Consider the following 18,769-nt stretch of genomic DNA (forward strand, 5'->3'; position numbering starts at 1 on the left):
CGTTGCGGAAGGACCTCACTAATGGGTGTCGCCATCGAGGTACAGGGGCTTACCAAGTCGTTCGGAGCGGCCCGAATTTGGGAAGACGTCACCATGACCATTCCCAAGGGCGAGGTCAGCGTTCTGCTGGGACCCTCCGGTACCGGTAAATCCGTGTTCCTGAAGTCGTTGATCGGCCTGCTGCGCCCCGAGCGCGGCTCGATCACCATCGACGGCACCGACATCCTGCAGTGCTCCGCCAAGGAGCTCTACGAGATCCGCACCCTGTTCGGTGTGCTGTTCCAGGACGGCGCCCTGTTCGGGTCGATGAACATCTACGACAACACCGCCTTCCCGCTGCGTGAGCACACCAAGAAGTCCGAGAAGGAAATCCGTGACATCGTCATGGAGAAGCTCGAGATGGTCGGTATGCCCAACGACGGCTACAAGTTCCCCGGCGAGATCTCCGGCGGTATGCGCAAGCGTGCCGGCCTGGCCCGCGCCCTGGTCCTCGACCCGCAGATCATCCTCTGCGACGAGCCGGACTCCGGTCTGGACCCGGTCCGTACCGCGTACCTGAGCCAGCTGCTGATCGACATCAACGCGCAGATCGACGCCACCATCCTGATCGTGACGCACAACATCAACATCGCCCGCACCGTGCCGGACAACATCGGCATGCTGTTCCGCAAGGAGCTGGTGATGTTCGGGCCGCGCGAGGTGCTGCTGACCTCCGACGAGCCGGTGGTGCGCCAGTTCCTCAACGGGCGCCGGATCGGCCCGATCGGCATGTCCGAGGAGAAGGACCAGGCGACCGCCGCGGCCGAGGAAGCGATGATCGCGGCCGGCCAGAGCGACGGCGGCGTCGAGGAGATCGAGGGCGTGCCGCCGCAGCTGAGCGCGACCCCCGGCCTGCCGGAGCGCAAGGCCGTCGGTCGGCGTCAGGCCCGGGTGCGCGAGATCCTGCACACCCTGCCGCCCAACGCCCAGGCCGCCATCCGCGACGAGCTGGAGGGCACCCACAAGTACGCGGTGCACGAGTTCCCCGCGGACGAAGAGGCTCCCACCGCGTCCCTCCCGACGTCCCAGGGCTGAGCCCGCGCCTCGACGATGCCGGTTCCAAGCCGTGTCAGCTCTTGACGGACGGACGTAAACGGTCCAATCTGTTCAGCAGCACACGTGCGGGGAGTCCGGCGGAGGCCGGGTCGGCATCGGACAGGGGCCCCCGGTCGCGGCAGTTGAGGATTGCGTGAGCCTGCGCTATTGTTGGACGTTGCGCTGGCTTCCTCCTGCCCATCCCTTACCCGCATCTGACACCGCAGTACCAGCTTGAGTCGCGTTTGTTGGCTCGTTTCAGGCTTGTGACGCCGTGTTTTGGCTGTGCGTGAGACCGGACAGAGCGTTCGCCAGCCGAACCAACGGTCGATATTCGCAGCGAACGGGGCCCGGTGAGAACCGGAATCCGCTGGCCGCATTAGGTGCTGGAAGGACGCATCTTGGCAGTCTCCCGCCAGAGCAAGACGAACCAGAATTCTCCCAATAGTTCCGTCCCCGGGGCCCCGAACCGGGTCTCCTTCGCCAAGCTGCGTGAACCCCTCGAGGTTCCGGGTCTGCTCGACGTGCAGACCGACTCGTTCCAGTGGCTGATCGGGGCGCCGGAATGGCGCGAGAAGATGACGCAGCAGACCGGTGCCGCGCCCAAGGGTGGTCTCGAGGAGGTGCTCGAGGAGCTCTCCCCGATCGAGGACTTCTCCGGCTCGATGTCGCTGTCGTTCTCCGACCCCCGGTTCGACGACGTCAAGGCCGCGGTGGAGGAATGCCGCGACAAGGACATGACGTATGCGGCGCCGCTGTTCGTCACCGCGGAATTCATCAACAACAACACCGGCGAGATCAAGAGCCAGACGGTGTTCATGGGTGACTTCCCGATGATGACCGAGAAGGGCACCTTCATCATCAACGGCACCGAGCGTGTCGTCGTCTCCCAGCTGGTGCGTTCGCCGGGCGTGTACTTCGACGCCAACATCGACAAGTCGACCGAGAAGACGCTGCACTCGGTCAAGGTGATCCCCGGCCGCGGTGCCTGGCTGGAGTTCGACGTCGACAAGCGCGACCTGGTCGGCGTCCGGATCGACCGTAAGCGCCGCCAGCCGGTCACCATCCTGCTCAAGGCGCTGGGCTGGACCTCCGAGCAGATCCGCGAGCGGTTCGGCTTCTCCGAGATCATGATGTCGACGCTGGAGAAGGACAACGCCGCCAGCCCCGACGAAGCGCTGCTGGACATCTACCGCAAGCTGCGTCCGGGCGAGCCCCCCACCAAGGAGTCCGCGCAGGCACTGCTGGAGAACCTGTTCTTCAAGGAGAAGCGCTACGACCTGGCGCGGGTCGGCCGCTACAAGATCAACAAGAAGCTGGGCCTGACCGCCAACCCGGGTGAGTCGCAGCCGACCACGCTGACCGAAGAGGACATCGTGGCCACCATCGAGTACCTGGTGCGTCTGCACCAGGCCGCTCAGGACGGCGTCTCGGTCACCATGACGGTGCCCGGCGGCGTCGAGGTTCCCGTCGAGGTCGACGACATCGACCACTTCGGTAACCGCCGGCTGCGTACCGTCGGCGAGCTGATCCAGAACCAGATCCGGGTCGGTCTGTCCCGGATGGAGCGCGTGGTCCGCGAGCGGATGACCACCCAGGACGTCGAGGCCATCACGCCGCAGACCCTGATCAACATCCGCCCGGTGGTCGCCGCCATCAAGGAGTTCTTCGGCACCAGCCAGCTCTCCCAGTTCATGGACCAGAACAACCCGCTGTCGGGTCTGACCCACAAGCGTCGTCTGTCGGCGCTGGGGCCCGGTGGTCTGTCCCGCGAGCGGGCCGGCCTGGAAGTCCGTGACGTGCACCCGAGCCACTACGGCCGGATGTGTCCGATCGAGACCCCGGAAGGCCCGAACATCGGTCTGATCGGGTCGCTGTCGGTGTATGCGCGGGTCAACCCGTTCGGGTTCATCGAGACGCCGTACCGCAAGGTCAACGACGGTGTGGTCAGCGACGACATCGAGTACCTGACCGCCGACGAGGAGGACCGCCACATCGTGGCGCAGGCCAACTCGCCGCTGGAGGCCGACGGCCGCTTCACCGAGGAGCGCGTGCTGGTCCGCCGTAAGGGCGGCGAGGTCGAGTACGTGTCGTCGTCCGAGGTCGACTACATGGACGTCTCGCCGCGCCAGATGGTGTCGGTGGCCACGGCCATGATCCCGTTCCTCGAGCACGACGACGCCAACCGTGCCCTGATGGGTGCCAACATGCAGCGTCAGGCGGTTCCGCTGGTGCGCAGCGAGGCGCCGCTGGTGGGTACCGGCATGGAACTGCGTGCCGCGATCGACGCCGGCGACGTGATCGTCGCCGACAAGACCGGTGTCATCGAAGAGGTGTCCGCCGACTACGTCACGGTGATGGCCGACGACGGCACCCGGCAGACCTACCGGATGCGCAAGTTCAACCGGTCCAACCACGGCACCTGCGCCAACCAGCGTCCGATCGTCGACGCCGGGCAGCGTGTCGAGGCCGGCCAGGTGATCGCCGACGGTCCGTGCACCGACAACGGTGAGATGGCCCTGGGCAAGAACCTGCTCGTGGCGATCATGCCGTGGGAGGGTCACAACTACGAGGACGCGATCATCCTGTCCAACAGGCTGGTCGAGGAGGACGTGCTGACCTCGATCCACATCGAGGAGCACGAGATCGACGCCCGCGACACCAAGCTGGGCGCCGAGGAGATCACCCGGGACATCCCGAACGTCTCGGACGAAGTCCTCGCCGATCTTGATGAGCGCGGCATCGTCCGCATCGGCGCCGAGGTCCGCGACGGTGACATCCTGGTCGGCAAGGTGACCCCCAAGGGTGAGACCGAGCTGACCCCCGAGGAGCGGCTGCTGCGGGCGATCTTCGGTGAGAAGGCCCGCGAGGTCCGCGACACCTCGCTGAAGGTGCCGCACGGCGAGTCCGGCAAGGTCATCGGCATCCGGGTGTTCTCCCGCGAAGACGACGACGAGCTGCCCGCCGGGGTCAACGAGCTGGTGCGCGTCTACGTCGCGCAGAAGCGCAAGATCTCCGACGGTGACAAGCTGGCCGGCCGGCACGGCAACAAGGGTGTTATCGGCAAGATCCTGCCGGTCGAGGACATGCCGTTCCTGCCGGACGGCACCCCGGTCGACATCATCTTGAACACCCACGGTGTGCCGCGTCGTATGAACATCGGTCAGATCCTGGAGACCCACCTGGGCTGGATCGCCAAGACCGGCTGGAACATCGATGTGGCGGCCGGCGTGCCGGACTGGGCCGAGAAGCTCCCCGAGGAGCTGTACTCGGCCGGCCCGGACACCCGCACCGCGACCCCGGTGTTCGACGGCGCGCAGGAAGAGGAGCTGCAGGGGCTGCTGTCCTCGACGCTGGCCAACCGCGACGGCGAGGTCATGGTCAACGGCGACGGCAAGGCGATGCTGTTCGACGGTCGCTCCGGTGAGCCGTTCCCGTACCCGGTGACCGTCGGCTACATGTACATCCTGAAGCTGCACCACTTGGTGGACGACAAGATCCACGCCCGCTCCACCGGCCCGTACTCGATGATCACCCAGCAGCCGCTCGGTGGTAAGGCGCAGTTCGGTGGCCAGCGCTTCGGTGAGATGGAGTGCTGGGCTATGCAGGCCTACGGTGCGGCGTACACGCTGCAGGAGCTGTTGACGATCAAATCCGACGACACCGTCGGGCGCGTCAAGGTCTACGAGGCCATCGTCAAGGGCGAGAACATCCCCGAGCCGGGTATTCCCGAGTCGTTCAAGGTGTTGCTCAAGGAGCTCCAGTCGCTCTGCCTCAACGTCGAGGTGCTGGCGAAGGACGGTGCGGCGATCGAGCTGCGCGAAGGTGAGGACGAGGACCTGGAGCGGGCTGCCGCGAACCTGGGAATCAACCTGTCCCGCAACGAATCCGCTTCGGTCGAGGATCTCGCGTAGTTGTCCTGACCCTCGACTAGTTATTGGCTACTAAACCCGCAAGGGGAAAGGGAGTTACGTGCTCGACGTCAACTTCTTCGATGAGCTCCGCATCGGCCTGGCGACCGCGGAAGACATCCGGCAATGGTCCTACGGTGAGGTCAAGAAGCCGGAAACCATCAACTACCGCACGCTCAAGCCGGAAAAGGACGGCCTGTTCTGCGAGAAGATCTTCGGACCGACTCGCGACTGGGAGTGCTACTGCGGCAAGTACAAGCGCGTGCGCTTCAAGGGCATCATCTGTGAGCGCTGTGGCGTCGAGGTGACCCGGGCCAAGGTGCGTCGTGAGCGGATGGGCCACATCGAACTGGCCGCCCCGGTCACGCACATCTGGTACTTCAAGGGTGTGCCGTCGCGGTTGGGCTACCTGCTCGACCTGGCGCCCAAGGACCTCGAGAAGATCATCTACTTCGCGGCCTACGTGATCACCAGCGTCGACACCGAGATGCGCCACAACGAGCTGTCCACGCTGGAAGCCGAGATGGTCGTCGAGAAGAAGGCCGTCGAGGACCAGCGCGACGCCGACCTGGAAGCCCGCGCCCAGAAGCTCGAGGCCGACCTGGCCGAGCTGGAGGCCGAAGGTGCGAAAGCCGATGTGCGCCGCAAGGTTCGCGACGGCGGCGAGCGCGAGATGCGTCAGCTGCGTGACCGTGCCCAGCGTGAGCTGGACCGCCTGGAGAACATCTGGGACACCTTCGTCAAGTTGGCTCCCAAGCAGCTGATCGTCGACGAGACCGTCTACCGCGAGCTGGTGGACCGCTACGGCGAGTACTTCACCGGTGCGATGGGTGCCGAGTCGATCCAGAAGCTGATCGAGACCTTCGACATCGACGCCGAGGCGGAGTCGCTGCGCGACATCATCAAGAACGGCAAGGGGCAGAAGAAGCTTCGCGCCCTCAAGCGTCTCAAGGTGGTCGCCGCATTCCAGCAGTCGGGCAACTCCCCGATGGGCATGGTGCTCGACGCCGTGCCGGTGATCCCGCCGGAGCTGCGGCCGATGGTGCAGCTCGACGGTGGCCGGTTCGCCACCAGCGACCTCAACGACCTGTACCGCCGGGTCATCAACCGCAACAACCGCCTCAAGCGACTGATCGACCTCGGCGCCCCCGAGATCATCGTCAACAACGAGAAGCGGATGCTGCAGGAGTCCGTCGACGCGCTGTTCGACAACGGTCGTCGTGGCCGGCCGGTCACCGGTCCGGGCAACCGTCCGCTGAAGTCGCTGTCGGATCTGCTCAAGGGCAAGCAGGGCCGGTTCCGGCAGAACCTGCTCGGCAAGCGTGTCGACTACTCGGGCCGTTCGGTCATCGTGGTCGGCCCGCAGCTCAAGCTGCACCAGTGCGGTCTGCCGAAGCTGATGGCGCTGGAGCTGTTCAAGCCGTTCGTGATGAAGCGTCTGGTCGACCTGAACCACGCGCAGAACATCAAGAGCGCCAAGCGGATGGTGGAGCGGCAGCGTCCGCAGGTGTGGGACGTCCTCGAAGAGGTCATCTCCGAGCACCCGGTGCTGCTCAACCGTGCACCCACCCTGCACCGCCTGGGTATCCAGGCCTTCGAGCCGCAGCTGGTGGAGGGCAAGGCTATTCAGCTGCACCCGCTGGTGTGTGAGGCCTTCAACGCCGACTTCGACGGTGACCAGATGGCCGTGCACCTACCGCTGAGCGCCGAGGCGCAGGCCGAGGCCCGCATCCTGATGCTGTCGAGTAACAACATCCTGTCGCCGGCTTCGGGTCGGCCGCTGGCCATGCCGCGTCTGGACATGGTGACCGGTCTGTACTACCTGACCACCGAGATCGAAGGTGACACAGGCGAGTTCACCCCGGCCACCAAGGACTCCGCGGAGACCGGTGTGTACTCCTCGCCGGCCGAGGCGATCATGGCCGTCGACCGCGGTTCGCTGAGTGTGCGGGCCCGGATCAAGGTGCGTGTCGACCAGCTGCGGCCGCCGGCCGAGCTGGAGACCGAGCTGTTCGGCGAGAACGGTTGGCGCCCGGGCAACGCCTGGACCGCCGAGACCACGCTGGGCCGGGTGATGTTCAACGAACTGCTGCCCACCGGGTACCCGTTCGTGAACAAGCAGATGCACAAGAAGGTTCAGGCCGTCATCATCAACGACCTGGCCGAGCGCTACCCGATGATCGTGGTCGCCCAGACCGTCGACAAGCTCAAGGACGCCGGCTTCTACTGGGCCACGCGTTCGGGTGTCACGGTCTCGATGGCCGACGTGCTGGTGCCGCCGCGCAAGAAGGAGATCCTCGACTCCTACGAGGAGCGTGCCGACAAGCTGGAGAAGCAGTTCCAGCGTGGTGCCCTCAACCGCGAAGAGCGCAACGAGGCGCTGGTGGAGATCTGGAAGGAAGCCACCGAGGAAGTGGGTCAGGCGCTGCGTGACCACTACCCGAGCGACAACCCGATCATCACGATCGTCGACTCCGGTGCGACGGGTAACTTCACCCAGACCCGGACGCTGGCCGGCATGAAGGGTCTGGTGACCAACCCCAAGGGTGAGTTCATCCCGCGTCCGATCAAGTCCTCGTTCCGTGAGGGCCTGACCGTGCTGGAGTACTTCATCAACACCCACGGTGCCCGTAAGGGCTTGGCGGACACCGCTCTTCGTACCGCTGACTCGGGTTACCTGACGCGTCGTCTGGTCGACGTCAGCCAGGACGTGATCGTGCGCGAGCACGACTGCGGCACCGAGCGGGGCATCATGGTCGAGCTGGCGGAGGTCCAGGCCGACGGATCGCTGATCCGCAACCCGTTCATCGAGACCTCGGCGTACGCCCGTACGTTGGCGGTCGACGCGGCGGACGCCAAGGGCAACGTCGTGGTCGAGCGTGGCCACGACCTGGGCGACCCGGCGATCGAAGCGGCGCTGGCGGCCGGTATCTCGCAGGTCAAGGTGCGTTCGGTGCTGACCTGCGCCACCGGTACCGGCGTGTGTGCCACCTGCTACGGCCGCTCGATGGCCACCGGCAAGCTGGTCGATATCGGTGAGGCCGTCGGCATCGTCGCCGCGCAGTCCATCGGTGAGCCCGGTACCCAGCTGACCATGCGTACCTTCCACCAGGGTGGTGTCGGTGACGACATCACCGGCGGTCTGCCGCGTGTGCAGGAGCTGTTCGAGGCGCGTATCCCGCGCGGCAAGGCGCCGATCGCCGACGTCGCCGGACGGGTGCAGCTCGAAGAGGGCGAGAAGTTCTACAAGATCACGATCGTGCCGGACGACGGTGGCGAGGAAGTGGTCTACGACAAGCTCCCCAAGCGTCAGCGCCTGCGGGTGTTCAAGCACGAGGACGGCTCGGAGCGGTTGCTGGCCGACGGTGACCACGTCGAGGTCGGCCAACAGCTCATGGAGGGCTCGGCGGACCCGCACGAGGTGCTGCGTGTGCAGGGCCCCCGCGAGGTGCAGATCCACCTGGTCAACGAGGTCCAGCAGGTCTACCGGGCCCAGGGTGTGTCGATCCACGACAAGCACATCGAGGTGATCGTCCGGCAGATGCTGCGCAGGGTGACCATCATCGACTCGGGTGCCACGGAGTTCCTGCCCGGTTCGCTGACCGAGCGGGCCGAGTTCGAGACCGAGAACCGTCGGGTCGTCGCCGAGGGCGGCGAGCCCGCGGCGGGCCGTCCGGTGCTGATGGGTATCACCAAGGCGTCGCTGGCCACCGACTCGTGGTTGTCGGCGGCCTCCTTCCAGGAGACCACCCGCGTGCTGACCGATGCGGCGATCAACTGCCGCAGCGACAAGCTGCAGGGCCTGAAGGAGAACGTGATCATCGGCAAGCTGATCCCGGCCGGCACCGGAATCAACCGGTACCGCAACATCGCGGTGCAGCCCACCGAGGAGGCCCGGGCCGCTGCGTACACGATCCCGTCCTACGAGGATCAGTACTACAGCCCGGACTTCGGTGCCGCCACCGGTGCCGCGGTGCCGCTGGACGACTACGGGTACAGCGACTACCGCTAGTCACAGACGAGAGAAGCCCCGGGGTGTGCCCCGGGGCTTTTCTCGTCTCCGCCTCCCGCCGGGAGGCGGAGACTTGTTGTCGGTGGCTGTGGTCTACTTCTTCGTCGGTTGTCCGATCAGGTGGTAGTCGACGAGCAGCTTGCCGACCTCGTTGTCCTGAAACTTGTTGTACAGGCGTTCGCGCAGGAAGTGCGGGCCGGGCAAGTCGATCTCGGCGCCGTCCCGCAGCCGCGATGTCGCATTGAGCAGGTGCCGGACGTCGTAGGTCGAACCGAACACCTCGGGGACGGCGCGCTCGATGTCGAGCAGCGTGTACACCGCCTCCATCGGGGTGCGCACCGAGTACTCGGTGGTGAAGATGCAGTCGCGCGTGGGACTTTCGGCGAACTGGCCGATGAAGGCGAAGTTGACGGAACCGGCGGGCACCACGTCGGGACGATCGCCGGCCTGCCGCGGCATGAAGAACGCCGTGACGTAGGGCATCATGCACGGGACCGCCTTGGCGCCGGTGGCGGCGAGCTCGTCGATCTGATTCGGTGGTACGCCCATGTGGTACAGCCACTCGCGGGTGATCTCCTCACCGGTGCACTCGGAGATCGACTTTTTGACGTAGTCACCGGGAACATCGGAGATCAGCGCGTACACCCAGACGACGATGTGCTCCTTCGGCTGCTGCTTGAAGTGCGGTTGCCGGTTGACGGTCCAACTCATCAACCAACTCGAATCCCGCGCGGTGACGATGCCGCCGGTTACCACCTTGCCGCTGAACGGATCGCGCTTGCAGATCTTGCGGATGTACTCCGGGATGCGTTCGTCCAAGGTGGTGACGGTGCACGACTCCCACTTGGTGGCGTCGATGTCACCGGCGAACACGTCGGGACGCCCGAAGGCCGGATCCTTCGCGGCGATGGTGCGCCACAGATCCCAGGCCGGGGCGGGCCCGCGGTTGGTCTTGGCCGGAGTGTGATGGTCGCCCTCGTCGGAGTTCTCGGTGAGTGATCCGATCGTGATGAACAGCAGGTCGTCGTCGGACAGCGGGGTGGACCCCCGCTCGCCGTTGCTGACCCAGTGGATGGCGGTGGCCCGCTTGCGGGTGCCGTCGATGTCGAAGTCAACGTCGGTGACGGTCGTCGAGAATCGGAAGTTCACGCCCTGGTCGAGCAGCCAGGTGTAGAGCGGCAGCACCAGTGACTCGTATTGGTTGTACTTGGTGAACTTCAGTGTCGACAGGTCGGGCAGGCCTTTGATGTGGTGGATGAAGCGGTGCAGGTACAGCTTCATCTCCAGCGCGCTGTGCCACTCTTCGAAGGCGAACATGGTGCGCCAGTACAGCCAGAAATTGCTCGCCAGGAACTCTTTGCTGAAGAACTCGTTGATCTTGACGTTCTCCATCTCCTCGCGGGTGGCAAGGAAAGCTCTGACCAGGTCTTTCTGCGAGGCGTCGTCCATATCGAACTTGCCGTCGGTGTGGGCGTCCCGGCCCTGCTTTTCCGTGACGCGGCACAGCGAGAAGTTCGGGTCGTCTTTGTTGAGCCAGTAGAACTCATCGAGGACGCTCGCCCCCTCGACCTCCAGTGACGGGATCGACCGGAACAGGTCCCAGAGACACTCGAAGTGGTTCTCCATCTCGCGCCCACCGCGGATCACGAAGCCCTTTTTCGGCTCTTTTATGCCGTCGAGTGCACCGCCCGGAAGGTCGAGCTCTTCGAAGATCGTGATCTTGTCGCCGGCCATCTGGCCGTCGCGGATCAGGAAGGCAGCCCCGGCCAGTGACGCGAGGCCCGATCCGACGAACCATGCGGTCTTGTCATCGACCCCGGCTGGTTTGCGCGGCCGTGCGAATGCTTCGTAGTTACCGGCATCGTGACGCATGTATCCCCTTAAATGAGGTTCGGTGATATTTCGGGACGTGCTGGCGCTGTCTACGACGTGTAGTCGTAGAAGCCGTGGCCGCTGGACTGACCGAGGCGACCCTTGTCGATGTAGTTCTCCTTGAGCCACGCCCCGAGCTTCTGCTGGTCGGCGTCGCCGGACATCATGATGTTGTACGGGGTGTTGAGCCCGATGATGTCGTAGATCTGGAACGGCCCGAGCGGCGAACCGGTCGCGATCTTCCACACCTGGTCGACGGCCTGGGGGTCGGCATAGTCGCCGGCGGCGAGCTCTGCGGCCGCCGCCAACCAGGGCACCAGGATCGAGTTGAGCAGGTAGCCGGCCTTCTCCTTGTGCATCGGAATCGGCACCATGCCGATCTCGGTGGCCGTCTGCACCGCGGTGTCGAACGTTTCCTTGCTGGTGTTCGGCGTGCCCATGATCTCGCAGGTGTTGAACTGCCAGACCCGGTTGGCGAAGTGCATCGCCAGGAAACGGTCTTCTCGCCCGCTCGACGGGGCGATCTGACTGGGCAACAACGTGGAGGAGTTGGTGGCGAAGATGGTGGCCGACGGTGCTACGTCGTTCAGCCTGGCGAAGGTGTCTTCCTTGATCTTGGCAACCTCGGGAACGGCTTCGATGACCAGGTCGGCTTCACCCGCTGCCACCGCCAGATCGGAGGTGAACGACAGCCTGCCGAGCGCGGCGTCGACCGACTCCTGTGTGGCGCCGGGAATTTCGGCGAGATAGGTCTTCGCCAGTTCCGCGGCACGTTCCTTCGCCTTGACCAGAATATCGTCGTTGATGTCGTAGGCGGTGACGGTCTTGCCGTGGTAGGCGGATTGGAAGGCGATCTGCGATCCGAGGACACCGGTGCCGAGAACTGTGAGGTGTTTAACGTTCGTCATGGTAGAGATGATCCAATCACAGGAGCGTCCGCAAACCGTCCGGTACAACGAAAACGGTTTTCCGGCACAACAAAAAGGGGTCCTAGGTGTCGGCCAGAACAACCTCAAACGAATCGACTACCTATGATGTGATCGTCGTCGGCGGCGGATTCGCCGGCGTGGCCGCCACGAAATTCCTTGGCAAAGCAGGCGTGCGGACATTGCTGATCGACCGGAACAACTATCAGCAGTTCCAGCCGCTGCTGTATCAAGTTGCCACGGCGCAACTTCCGGGCACCGACGTCGCGGCGCCGTTGCGCACCTTGTTCCGTCGGCACAAGAGCGTCCGTGTGCTCACCGCCGAGGTGACGGCGGTGAATGCACGTGATCGCTCGGTGACGCTCGCGGACGGGACCGCCTATTCGTCCCGGATTCTGGTGCTTGCCACCGGCGCTGAAGTCAACTTCTTCGGCACGCCGGGCGCCGCCGAATACAGCTACCCGCTGTACTCCCTCGATGACGCCACCAGGCTGGGGTCCGCCCTCGTTGCCGAGCTCGACGATCGAGACGCTGCACTCGCCGACGGCACGACCACCGAGCCCCGCAGCGTGGTCGTGGTCGGCGGGGGTCCGACCGGCGTCGAGACTGCGGGCGCCATCGCCGAAGCGCTCAAGAGGGTTGTACCGCATTACTTTTCCGACCAGGTGGCTCAACAGTTCTCGGTCCACCTCGTCGACCTCGGACCGACCGTGCTGGCGCCGTTCTCGGCGAAGTCGCAGGCCTACGCGCACGAGAAACTGGACCAGCTCGGTGTCCGGTTCCACCTCAAGACGGGAGTCAACGAGATCCATGAGGACCATGTGGTGCTCTCGGATGGATCAACGCTGATGGCAGATACCGTCATCTGGGCGGGCGGACTGAAGGCGCAGTCGGTCATCGGCACCGCCGGGCTTCCTACCGGCCGCGGCGGACGCCTCGATGTGAGCCCCGACCTGACCGTCCCCAACGCTGAGGGTGTCTATGCACTGGGGGACTCCGCCAACATCCCCGACGGAAACGGGCAGAGCTTGCCACAGCTCGGCGCGGTTGCCATGCAGGCCGGCAAGTGGGCGGGCAAGAACATCGTCGCCGACCTCAACGGCCAACCTCGCACGCCCTTCAACTACGTCGACAAAGGATTCATGGCGATGATCGGCCGCGGGGCGGCAGTCGCCGAACTCGGCACGGGCCGAAAGCAACTGGACGGCCCACTGGCTTTCGCGAGCTGGCTCGCCGTCCACGACGCCCTGTTGCCCAGGTGGGCGCAGCGCACCGACGCGGTTGCCAACTGGTCGCGCGACTACCTCACCAACAGTCGGTCGGCTTTCATGGTCGGCACCGGTGAGTCAGGGCAAGGGGTTTCGGATCGCTAGGGATGCCGAGTGGCGATCAGCGTGATAGGAGATGGGTCGTGGGCGAACGCATCCGGATAGGTGACTGGGCCGGCGGCATTCCCGACCAGCCCGCCAGCGTTCCGTCGGTGCGCATCGGACGGCGCTGGTTCAGCACGCTGTGGCTGCTGCCGTTGACCGTGGTGACGCTGGTCCTCGGCGTTGCCATTGCGCATCATCTGCGGCAGTACGGCTGGATGCAGGAGTTCATCCTGCGCTATCCGGGCACGGTGGCTCCCCGCGGGCAGATAGAACCGGGACTGCCGGCCTGGCTGCGCTGGAGTCATCTTTTCAACCTCGTTTTCATGATGTTCATCATTCGGGCCGGCCTGCAGATATTGGCGGATCATCCGCGGCTGTACCTGAACCCCGGCAGCACACCGGGAACCGCCTGGCTGCGGTTGCGCGGCCCCATCCCGCCGGATCGACTACACGCCACCGATCCGACGAAAGAGTGGACTGCCAAGGACGATTCGGTGTCGCTGCCAGGCTGGGTGGGACTGCCCGGTGTCCGGCACACCATCGGTTTGGCCCGCTGGTGGCACTTCACCTTCGATGGACTGTGGCTGCTCAACGGGGCGTTCTTCTACATCATGTTGTTCGCCACCGGCCAGTGGCGCCGCATCGTCCCGCAGACGTGGGACGTGATCCCCCATGCGCTGTCCACCGCGGTGCAGTATCTTTCCCTGGATTTTCCCGTCAACGACGGCTTCCAGGCCTACAACAGTCTGCAGCTGATCGCCTACTTCCTCACGGTGTTCGTCTTCGCTCCGCTGGCATTCATCACCGGCATGCTGCAGGCCCCGGCGGTCGCGGCGCGGTTCGGATTGGCGAGCGGGCCGGCCAACCGGCAGGTCGCGCGGTCGCTGCACTTTCTGGTCCTGGTCTGGATGATCGTCTTCATCCTGATGCACACCGTGATGGTCTATGCCACCGGCTTCGTCGGCAATCTGAACCACATCGTGTTCGGCACCGACACCGAATCCAACCGGGCGCTGGTGATCTATCTCGTCGTCATGGCGGTGATCGTCATGCTGTGGTTGGTGGCTTCGCCGTTCACCCTGCGCCACCCGCGGCTCGTGCAGCGTGTCGGGCGGCGCGCCGTTGGGTGGATCAAGGGCCTCATGGAATGGATCCACCCCCGGGCGACCTACACCGAGCAGGACATCTCGCCGTACTTCTGGACCAACGGCGCGTTGCCGACCTCTCCGGAGTACCGCCGGCTGCGGGACGGTGGTTGGCGCGATTACACCCTGCGGATCGGTGGTTTGGTCGAGAACCCGATCGAACTGAGCTTTGCCGAGCTGCTCGCGATGGACAAGCATGAGCAGATCACCCAGCACTACTGCATCCAGGGCTGGTCGGGCATCGCCAAATGGGGTGGGGTGCGGATGTCGGATCTGCTCGATATCGTGCGACCGCTGCCGTCGGCGCGCTGGGTGGTCTTCTACTCGCTGGCCGACGGCGCGGAGGCGGGCAAAGGTCGCTACTACGATTGCCATCGGATCGAACACATGCGTGACCCGATGGCGTTGCTCGCCTACGAGATGAACGGTGAACCGCTGACCGAGACCCACGGCGCCCCACTGCGATTGCGCAACGAGGTGGAGCTCGGTTTCAAACAGGTCAAATGGGTCGGCGAGATCGAGTTCGTGGAGACATTCGCGCACATAGGTCAGGGCCACGGCGGCTACAACGAGGATCAGGAGTTCTTCGGCTATCGGATGCCGATCTGACCGTCCGCCACGCTGTGCGCGGACGATAGGCTGGCCGCCGTGTTGATCGGATCCCATGTGCGCCCGCAGAATCCGTTGGCCGCGGCCGAAGCCGAGGGTGCCGACACGGTACAGATATTCCTCGGCAACCCGCAGAGCTGGAAGCCGCCGAAACCGCGTGAGGACGCCGCAGTGCTGCGGGCGGCGACACTGCCGATCTACGTCCACGCGCCGTACCTGATCAACGTCGCCTCGCCCAACAACAAGGTGCGTATCCCGTCGCGCACCAACCTGCAGCAGACCTGCGACGCCGCCGCCGATATCGGCGCGGTGGCGGTGATCGTGCACGGCGGACACGTCACCGCCGATGACGACGACCCGCAGGCGGGCTTCGTGCGGTGGCGCAAGGCGCTGGACCGACTGGAGACGACGGTGCCGGTGTATCTGGAGAACACCGCCGGCGGCTCCCACGCGATGGCCCGGCACTTCGACACCATCGCCCGATTGTGGGACCACATCGGCGACACCGGCGTCGGGTTCTGCCTGGACACCTGCCACACCTGGGCGGCCGGCGAGTCCCTGCCCGACGCCGTCGAGCGGATCAAGGCGATCACCGGGCGCATCGATCTGGTGCACTGCAACGACTCCAAGGACGCCCCGGGCTCGGGGCGGGACCGTCACGCCAACTTCGGCACCGGACAGATCGACCCCGACCTGCTGGTCGCCGTGGTCAAGGCGGCCGGTGCACCGGTGATCTGCGAGACCTCCGAGGAGGGGCGCAAAGACGACATCGCGTTCCTGAAGGAGCGGGTGGGCTGACCGAGACGACCGTCGTCCGGCATCGCGGTGAAGCCGTTCCGAGTTAACGACCTGGGCCGTCGATTCTGCTACCGGTGTCCGCGCCACCGACCCTGAAACATTCGTTATGTCTGTTTTTGGAGTTAATGGGTGACAATCGGTTGGTTCTGTGGCACTATTTGTTCAGGCGCCGCGACCGCGGAGGCCGCCCACACGTTCAGGGGTCGGAGGGGCGACAATTCTGAACGAAACCGTCGTGGCCCGGCGGGAGTGAGCAGCCTTTAGGCCGGCGCCGAACAGACGACGGCGGTTACGACCCGGAACCTCCCGACCCCGGGCCGTAACCGCCGTTTCTGACTGTCCGGACACACCTCGGTTACACGCATTGTGCATACGTGGATGATCTGTAATAGTCGGATTATGGCCGACACGCACATCGTCACCAATCAGGTACTTCCCCTGGAAGGCTATAACCCCGCGTCGTCGCCGGTGCTCATGGAGGCCCTCGTTCGTGAAGGCGGCGAATGGGGCGTCGACGAGGTCACCGACCTCGGTGCGCTCTCCGGTTCGCCACAGGTGCAACGCTGGGGCGATCTGGCCAATCGGAACCGGCCGGTCCTGCATACCCACGACGTCGTCGGCAACCGGATCGACGAAGTCGAGTACGACCCGTCCTACCACGAGCTGATGCGTGCCGCGATCGCCCACGGCCTACACGCCGCGCCGTGGGCCGATCCCCGACCCGGCGCGCACGTGGTGCGCGCCGCCGGCACCGGGGTGTGGACCGCCGAACCGGGACACGTCTGCCCGATCTCCATGACCTACGCCGTCGTGCCCGCACTGCGCTACAACGACGAACTCGCCGAGACCTACGAGCCGCTGCTCACCAGCCGAGTCTACGACCCGGTGCTCAACGTGCCGACCGCCAAGGCCGGCATCACCGCGGGCATGTCGATGACCGAGAAGCAGGGCGGCTCCGACGTGCGCGCCGGCACCACCCAGGCGGTGCGCAACGCCGACGGCAGCTACACCCTGACCGGGCACAAATGGTTCACCTCCGCGCCGATGAGCGACGTGTTCCTGGTGCTGGCGCAGGCGCCCGGCGGCCTGAGTTGCTTCTTCCTGCCTCGGGTGCTGCCGGACGGCACCCGCAACCGGATGCGGTTGCAGCGTCTCAAGGACAAGCTCGGCAACCACGCCAACGCCTCCAGTGAAGTCGAATACGACGGCGCGACGGCATGGCTGGTCGGCGAGGAGGGCCGCGGCGTCTCGGTGATCATCGAGATGGTCAACCTGACCCGGCTGGACTGCGCACTGGGTAGCGCCACCAGTATGCGGATGGGCCTAGCCCGCGCCACCTATCACGCCCAGCATCGAAAGGCGTTCGGCGCCTACCTGATCGACCAGCCGTTGATGCGCAACGTGCTGGCGGACCTGGCGGTGGAGGCCGAAGCGGCCACCATGGTCACGATGCGGATGGCCGGTGCCACCGACAAGGCCGTCCGCGGCGACGAACGCGAGGGACTACTGCGCCGGATCGGCCTGGCCGCCACCAAGTACTGGGTGTGCAAGCGGGCGACCCCACACGCGGCCGAGGCGATGGAATGCCTGGGCGGCAACGGCTACATCGAGGACACCCTGATGCCGCGGCTGTACCGCGAAGCTCCGCTGATGGGCATCTGGGAAGGCTCGGGCAACGTCAGCGCCCTGGACACGTTGCGTGCCCTGGCTACCCAGCCCGCCTCGGTGGCCGTGCTCTTCGACGAGCTGGCCGGCCCGGCCGGTCAGGACCGCCGGCTCGAGCAGCACGTCACCTCGTTGAAGAGTCAACTCGCCGGCCTCGGCGACGACGCCGCCGGCGCGCCCTACCTGGCCCGCAAGATCGCCGAGGACATCTGCCTGGCGCTGCAGGGCGCCCTGCTGGTGCGCCACGGTCACCCGGCCGTCGCCGAGGCGTTCCTGGCGACCCGGTTCGGCGGCCGCTGGGGCGGCGCGTTCGGCACCATGCCCGCCGGACTGGATCTCGGGCCGATCATCGAACGGGCCCTGGTCAAGGGCTGAGCCGCGGGCCTATCGGAGCCGACCGAAAGGTAGGGGAGACGTTGCGACACCACATCGCCCCGGTTGAATTCGACAATCTCCGGACGATGACCTACGAGGTCGCCGACCGGGTCGCCCGAATCACCTTCAACCGCCCCGAGCACGGCAACGCGATCACCGCCGACACGCCCCTGGAGCTGTCGGCGCTGGTGGAGCGGGCCGATCTGGACCCGAACGTGCACGTGATCCTGGTGTCCGGCCGGGGCGCCGGATTCTGCGCCGGCTTCGACCTGGGCGCATACGCCGAAGGCTCGTCGTCCGCGGGCGCAGAGAACTACCGCGGCAGCGTGCTCGACGGCAACACCCAGGCCGCCAACCACCGCCCCGACCAGCCGTGGGACCCGATGATCGACTATCAGATGATGAGCCGCTTCGTGCGCGGCTTCGCCTCGCTGATGCACGCCGACAAACCGACGGTGGTCAAGATCCACGGCTACTGCGTGGCCGGCGGTACCGACATCGCCTTGCACGCCGACCAGGTGATCGCCGCCTCGGATGCCAAGATCGGCTACCCGCCGACCCGGGTGTGGGGTATCCCGGCGGCCGGGCTGTGGGCGCACCGGCTCGGCGACCAGCGCGCCAAGCGACTGCTGCTCACCGGGGACTGCATCACCGGTGCCCAGGCCGCCGAATGGGGCCTGGCGATCGAGGCGCCCGACCCGGCCGAACTCGACGAACGCACCGAACGCCTGGTGGCGCGCATCGCCGCCATGCCGGTCAACCAGCTGATCATGGCCAAACTCGCGCTCAACACCGCGCTACTGCAACAGGGTGTCGCCACCAGCCGGATGGTCAGTACCGTGTTTGACGGGGTGGCCCGACACACCCCGGAGGGGCACGCGTTCGTCGCCGATGCGGTGACACACGGGTTTCGCGACGCGGTGCGCCACCGCGACGAACCGTTCGGGGACCACGGCCGACAGGCCTCCGGAGTTTAGGACTACAGCCGATGCCAACCACACCAGTGCGT

At 65.6% G+C, this 18,769-nt stretch carries 10 protein-coding genes; 8 read left to right on the plus strand and 2 right to left on the minus strand.

From position 1 onward, the window contains the following. Positions 1 to 21: 21 nt before the first annotated feature. The 3 genes from RCP38_RS03160 (at position 22) to RCP38_RS03170 (ending at position 8,997) form a co-directional block, all read left to right on the plus strand. The gene (locus RCP38_RS03160; protein WP_308475571.1) at positions 22 to 1,074 is read left to right on the plus strand and encodes an ABC transporter ATP-binding protein; all 1,053 of its coding nucleotides are present in this window, start codon (positions 22 to 24) and stop codon (positions 1,072 to 1,074) included. A gap of 383 nt (positions 1,075 to 1,457) precedes the next feature. Continuing rightward, entirely contained in the window at positions 1,458 to 4,988 is a 3,531-nt protein-coding gene (rpoB, locus tag RCP38_RS03165; protein ID WP_308475572.1) for a DNA-directed RNA polymerase subunit beta, read from the plus strand. Positions 4,989 to 5,046: 58 nt separating this feature from the next. Further along, positions 5,047 to 8,997, plus strand: coding sequence for a DNA-directed RNA polymerase subunit beta' (locus RCP38_RS03170; protein ID WP_308475573.1), 3,951 nt, complete (start codon positions 5,047 to 5,049; stop codon positions 8,995 to 8,997). A gap of 93 nt (positions 8,998 to 9,090) precedes the next feature. Here RCP38_RS03170 and RCP38_RS03175 read toward each other — a convergent pair whose 3' ends face one another. Then, positions 9,091 to 10,869 carry an oleate hydratase gene (locus RCP38_RS03175; RefSeq protein WP_308475574.1) on the minus strand — a complete coding sequence of 593 codons (1,779 nt, stop codon included), beginning with the start codon at positions 10,867 to 10,869 and terminating at the stop codon, positions 9,091 to 9,093. A gap of 50 nt (positions 10,870 to 10,919) precedes the next feature. After that, on the minus strand, positions 10,920 to 11,777 hold the full coding sequence (locus tag RCP38_RS03180; protein ID WP_308475575.1) for a 3-hydroxyacyl-CoA dehydrogenase: 858 nt from the start codon (positions 11,775 to 11,777) through the stop codon (positions 10,920 to 10,922). 86 nt (positions 11,778 to 11,863) lie between these two features. Here RCP38_RS03180 and RCP38_RS03185 point away from each other — a divergent pair, with 86 nt between their 5' ends. The 5 genes from RCP38_RS03185 to RCP38_RS03205 all read left to right on the plus strand — a co-directional run bounded on the left by RCP38_RS03185 (position 11,864) and on the right by RCP38_RS03205 (position 18,737). Then, positions 11,864 to 13,168 carry an NAD(P)/FAD-dependent oxidoreductase gene (locus RCP38_RS03185; RefSeq protein WP_308475576.1) on the plus strand — a complete coding sequence of 435 codons (1,305 nt, stop codon included), beginning with the start codon at positions 11,864 to 11,866 and terminating at the stop codon, positions 13,166 to 13,168. 2 nt (positions 13,169 to 13,170) lie between these two features. Next, positions 13,171 to 14,922: a molybdopterin-dependent oxidoreductase gene (locus RCP38_RS03190; protein ID WP_308475577.1), complete on the plus strand. Its 1,752-nt coding sequence runs from the start codon at positions 13,171 to 13,173 to the stop codon at positions 14,920 to 14,922. 39 nt (positions 14,923 to 14,961) lie between these two features. Continuing rightward, positions 14,962 to 15,720, plus strand: coding sequence for a deoxyribonuclease IV (locus tag RCP38_RS03195; protein ID WP_308475578.1), 759 nt, complete (start codon positions 14,962 to 14,964; stop codon positions 15,718 to 15,720). Positions 15,721 to 16,119: 399 nt separating this feature from the next. Further along, a complete protein-coding gene (locus tag RCP38_RS03200; RefSeq protein ID WP_308475579.1) occupies positions 16,120 to 17,760 on the plus strand; it encodes an acyl-CoA dehydrogenase family protein in 1,641 nt (546 codons plus the stop codon). 41 nt (positions 17,761 to 17,801) lie between these two features. Further along, positions 17,802 to 18,737 (plus strand): crotonase/enoyl-CoA hydratase family protein, encoded by a 936-nt coding sequence (locus tag RCP38_RS03205; protein ID WP_308475580.1) that lies wholly within the window; start codon positions 17,802 to 17,804, stop codon positions 18,735 to 18,737. Positions 18,738 to 18,769: the final 32 nt, after the last annotated feature.

The sequence above is a fragment of the Mycolicibacter sp. MU0083 genome (assembly GCF_963378075.1).
GTDB classification, from domain to species: Bacteria; Actinomycetota; Actinomycetes; order Mycobacteriales; family Mycobacteriaceae; genus Mycobacterium; species Mycobacterium kokjensenii.

Bases quoted from the DNA above. Each gene is read 5' to 3' on its own strand.
- RCP38_RS03175 (WP_308475574.1), bottom strand. From the start codon at position 10,869: ATGCGTCACGATGCCGGTAACTACGAAGCATTCGCACGGCCGCGCAAA.
- RCP38_RS03160 (WP_308475571.1), top strand. From the start codon at position 22: ATGGGTGTCGCCATCGAGGTACAGGGGCTTACCAAGTCGTTCGGAGCG.
- RCP38_RS03200 (WP_308475579.1), top strand. From the start codon at position 16,120: ATGGCCGACACGCACATCGTCACCAATCAGGTACTTCCCCTGGAAGGC.
- RCP38_RS03190 (WP_308475577.1), top strand. From the start codon at position 13,171: ATGCCGAGTGGCGATCAGCGTGATAGGAGATGGGTCGTGGGCGAACGC.
- RCP38_RS03180 (WP_308475575.1), bottom strand. From the start codon at position 11,777: ATGACGAACGTTAAACACCTCACAGTTCTCGGCACCGGTGTCCTCGGA.